This window comes from Burkholderia sp. AU4i (assembly GCF_000466765.1).
In the GTDB taxonomy this organism is placed as follows: Bacteria; Pseudomonadota; Gammaproteobacteria; order Burkholderiales; family Burkholderiaceae; genus Burkholderia; species Burkholderia cepacia.
Genome location: NZ_ASSI01000213.1, coordinates 1 through 2,523, shown reverse-complemented (window position 1 = coordinate 2,523; position 2,523 = coordinate 1). Strand labels below are relative to the sequence as shown.

General features: G+C 71.9%; 3 protein-coding genes. 2 read left to right on the top strand and 1 reads right to left on the bottom strand.

Going from position 1 to position 2,523, the window contains the following annotated elements:
• Nucleotides 1–769 (bottom strand): cupin domain-containing protein (locus L810_RS36525; RefSeq protein ID WP_042977696.1); only part of this gene is annotated, 769 nt, incomplete at its 3' end.
• A gap of 149 nt (nt 770–918) precedes the next feature.
• Here L810_RS36525 and L810_RS36520 point away from each other — a divergent pair.
• Entirely contained in the window at nt 919–2,025 is a 1,107-nt protein-coding gene (locus L810_RS36520) for an NAD/NADP-dependent octopine/nopaline dehydrogenase family protein (protein ID WP_021163182.1), read from the top strand.
• Nucleotides 2,022–2,523 (top strand): 3-hydroxyacyl-CoA dehydrogenase NAD-binding domain-containing protein (locus L810_RS36515; RefSeq protein ID WP_042977686.1); only part of this gene is annotated, 502 nt, incomplete at its 3' end. The genes L810_RS36520 and L810_RS36515, both read left to right, overlap by 4 nt.

Here is a 2,523-nt window from a genome sequence, read left to right as displayed (position 1 = left end):
GCTGCAGCGTGCGGGGCGCGACGCCCGCGACGGCCGCCAGCGCGGCGAGCGCGAGCGGCTCGCCGAGGTGCGCGTCGACGTGATCGCACGCGCGGCGCACGTGCGCCGGCAACGGCGGCGTGCCGCGTGCGAGCGCGTCGCTGTACGAGTGCGGCAGGTGCGTGAGCAGCAGCGACATCAGCCACGCGGTGAGATCGGCGCCGAAGAGGGGCGAGGCCGTGCCGATGCCCGGTTGTGCGCCGAGCTTGCACAGGTATTCGAAGGTCGGCAGCACGAGCGCGGCGCCCGTGCCGGTGCCGATGCCGCCGGCCGCGAGATCGAACTGCAGCGGCCGCGTGAGCGGTGCCCGCAGCATGTGCTGCAGCTTGCGTTCGAGCGCGCCGCGTTCGAGCCGCAGCACGAGGTTGCGGCAATCGGGGCTCGTGCTCAGGCGGCTGGCGAGCGCGGGCGACGATACGGTCAGCTCGCCCGGGCCGGCCCGCGCGACGACGCTGCCGGCCTGCAGTTCGCAGGCGCCGGCGAGCGTCAGCCTGAACAGGAAGTGACCGGCATCGTCGCCGAAGTCGATGCGCGTTTCGCGGCCGTAGCAGAGTTCGAGCAGCGCGCCGTGATGCAGCGGCACTTCGTACAGCTCCGCATGAAACGGATCGCGGCCGCGCGCGGCCATCCGGTGCGGCCCGAGCCGGTGCGCGACCGCGCGTTCGACTTCGTCGGGGGCTTGCAGCGTGCCGAGCCGGTTCGGCGCATGGCGGGAAAGGGCGATATCCATTCACGGACCTCGTATCGGATGCAGGGGTGCGGTTTCGTGCGTGTCGCCCCGATTGCGTTGCGCGAACGGGTGCGCCGTTGCGCGTTTTGAAGCGACGCGGCGGGGGCGGACGCGTAGTCTCGGAAGCACTCATTCACCGGGAGAAGACGATGAAGGTATGTGTTCTGGGCGGCGGCCACGGCTGCCATGCGGCGGCCATCGACCTGTTCGAGAAGGGCCACGACGTGACGTGGTGGCGGCGCGACCGCGAGCCGCACGCGCGGCTGCGCGAGCTTGGCGTGCTGAACGTGACCGACTATCGCGGCAAGCGGACGGTGCCGCTCGGCGACGCGCCCGGCGCGATCCGCCTGAGCGGCGATCTCGCGGCCGCGTTGCGCGGCGCGCGGCTCGTCGTGGTGCCGCTGCCGGCCACCTCGCACGACGCGCTCGCCGCGCAGGTCGCGCCGCTGCTGGAGGACGGCCAGGTCGTGTTCCTGCCGCCCGGCACGTTCGGCAGCGTCGTGTTCGCGCGCGCGGCGGCCGATGCCGGCAACCGTTCGCGCGTCGCCTTCGCCGAGACGGGCACGCTGCCGTATCTCGTGCGCAGGCACGGCGACAACGACGTCGTGATCAGCGCGTACGCGACGCGGCTGCCGACCGGCGTGTTTCCGGCGAACGCGTCCGGCTGGGCGTTCGACGTGCTGCGCGCGGGTTATCCGTCGGTCGAACCGGTCGAGGACGCGTTGTCCGGCGCGCTGATGAACGCGGGCCCCGTGATCCATCCGCCGCTGATCCTGATGAACGCCGGGCCGCTCGAACACTTCGACGCATGGGACATCCACAACGAAGGCACGCAGCCGTCGATTCGCCGCGTGACGAACGCGCTCGACGCCGAGCGCATCGCGGTGCGCGAGGCGCTCGGTTACCCGGCGCCGCATTTCCCGCTTGCCGATCACTACGCGACCGACGGCGACGAATGGATGTACGGGCGCGGCGCGCACGGCAAGCTGACCGATAGCGGCGACTGGCGCGAGAAGATCGATCTGCGCACGCATCGCTACATGCTCGAAGACACCCGGCTCGGGCTGTCGTTCATCGTGTCGTGCGGGCGCCGGGCCGGTGTGCCGACGCCCGTCGCGCAGGGGCTGCTGAGCATCGCGAGCGCGGTCGCGGTGCGCGACCTGTATGCGGAAGGCCGCACGCTGGAGCGGCTGGGGCTCGCCGCGCTGTCGATGGACGCGATGCGCGCGCTGCTCGACGCGGGGTACGCGGCATGAAGGCGGGCGCCGATGTGACGCGTGTCCACGTGCTCGGCGCGGGGCGCATGGGGCAGGGGATCGCGCTCGTGTTCGCGTTCGCGGGGCTCGACGTGACGCTGATCGACTTCAAGCCGCGCGACGCGGCCGGATGGCACGCCTTCGAGGCACGCACGCGCGACGAGATCGAAAGGCCGCTGCATGCGCAGGTCGCGCTCGGCCGCATCGACGCCGCGCAGGCCGAAACCGTGGTCGCGCGCATCGCGCTCGTCGCGCGGGACGGTGCGGCCGATGCGGTGCGGCAGGCCGGCATCGTGTTCGAGGCGTTGCCCGAAGTGCTCGATGCGAAGGCCGACGCGCTGCGCTGGCTCGGCGCGCATGTCGGTGCGCATGCAACGATCGCGTCGACGACGTCGACGTTCGTCGTCACCGAGCTGCAACGCCACGTCGCGCATCCTGCACGGATGCTGAACGCGCACTGGCTGAACCCCGCGCTGCTGATGCCGCTCGTCGAGATCA

What these genes read in the sequence shown, in the direction of transcription:
- L810_RS36520 (WP_021163182.1), top strand. Translation starts at nt 919, where the DNA reads ATGAAGGTATGTGTTCTGGGCGGCGGCCACGGCTGCCATGCGGCGGCC.